At 53.2% G+C, this 1,492-nt stretch carries 1 protein-coding gene and 1 pseudogene; both read left to right on the top strand.

All coding sequences use genetic code 11. From position 1 onward, the window contains the following. Positions 1–763: 763 nt before the first annotated feature. Positions 764–1,009, top strand: a complete 246-nt coding sequence (locus M0654_RS22545; protein WP_248684987.1) for a hypothetical protein — start codon at positions 764–766, stop codon at positions 1,007–1,009. Between the two features lie 350 nt (positions 1,010–1,359). Then, positions 1,360–1,492, top strand: a pseudogene (locus M0654_RS23020) (IS3 family transposase); the annotation flags it as partial.

Here is a 1,492-nt window from a genome sequence, read left to right as displayed (position 1 = left end):
CGGAAGATTCCAGCTCACGCTGGCCCAAAATCTGGGAGCACTACAAAATATGAACAAAGCTAACTTATAAACGCGGACAATCAGGGGAGCAGGTCACGGAAAATCAGACTTGCGACTCCATAGCCTTTTTACCCATTCGGAAATGCCACCTGCGCCAGACGAAGGATCAGCGCTAAGCCAGGTATCGCGTCAGATCCTTGAACTGCGTATATTGCTAACGCGGCTAGACCTAGAACTAGTCCCGTAGACACCTCGAACTTGTGGCCGCGGTTCTTCAGCCATATCCATCTCATCATCTGCAGCCTCTTGCGCTCGCCTGTCTGGCGAAACATGCGCGACGAGTGGTTGCCATCGTAAATGGGATCTCCAGCCGAGCGTAAATCGGTTTTTGCGAACGGTGTGATGCTGGAGATTCTATGGCATTGCCGACCTAGTTTCGGAACACCAACCACCTATGTAGTGCTTGAGGCTCGACGCCAACACCAAATACAGTGATAACAGGATATTCGACCAGTGCTCTGATGTTCTCGGGAACCAATGCTTGGAACTCGCGCTCTTTTGCCGGAGCATCGATCTCCAGTCTCCCGCATAGATGCTAAACAAGAAACGCTTGCTGTGACCCCGGCAAGCCTTTCTCCCTTTCGCTTCTAATCCCGCCGTATGACTTTGACCGTCGTCCTTAATAAGGTTCTGTTGACGCTACTGCTACACCGAACGTTTGGTCTCCCCGGGCTATTAAGCACACGCTTAGATGGAGGACCAAATGAATCGCCTACTCGCAACCGTCCTTGACTTCTGGAACCTGTTCCTCGCGTTCGTGATCATCATCGTGACGAGTTCACTTGTTGAAAGGTACATTGTCAGCGCCAAGTTCCCTTCCTTTGTGGGATACGTCCTGGGCGCTGGCTTAGGTGTTGTGGTAGCAGCGACCATCTGCGGCGTAATCGCGCTGTTGATCCTCATCGAACAACATCTGCGTGTTCTGACATCGGGCCTTGACCGCGACTAACTGCGCATCCGCTTCGCGCACCTCACAAAACGTTGCCGTCCTCATCAGCGAATTCGATGCTGCCGCAACCCTTCAACTTGTGGCCGCTCGCGCTAAGCGTGTCGATGGACAAACCAACTGCCGTGCCTGGCCTCGTTAATGTTGTTGCGGTGGATAATTGAACTGCCCCCATTTCGATCGGACAGTCGGCATAAGCAGAAAGGCTCGAGCACAGGCTTGAGGACAAGCTTATGTCTAATGGGTACCGACACGTTGAATTGCTGACGGGCGATGTTCGCCGTAGTCGGTGGACAACCGAGCAGAAGCTGAAAATCATCGAGCAGAGTTTCGAACCAGGCGAGACGGTGTAAGTGAAGAAGCTGGAGGATCGCGTCCGCGAGCTGGAGCGCATGCTCGGCCGCAAGACAATGGAGGGTCGAAATCCAACGTGAAGCCCTTTCCAAAGCGGACTCAAAAAAACGGATATCGCGGCCGATCTTGCTG

The organism is Neorhizobium turbinariae, assembly GCF_023223505.1.
In the GTDB taxonomy this organism is placed as follows: Bacteria; Pseudomonadota; Alphaproteobacteria; order Rhizobiales; family Rhizobiaceae; genus Neorhizobium; species Neorhizobium turbinariae.
This window is presented reverse-complemented; position numbering and strand designations above follow the sequence as displayed.

Excerpts from the sequence above, each read along its gene's own strand:
- M0654_RS22545 (WP_248684987.1), top strand. The coding sequence starts at position 764 with ATGAATCGCCTACTCGCAACCGTCCTTGACTTCTGGAACCTGTTCCTC.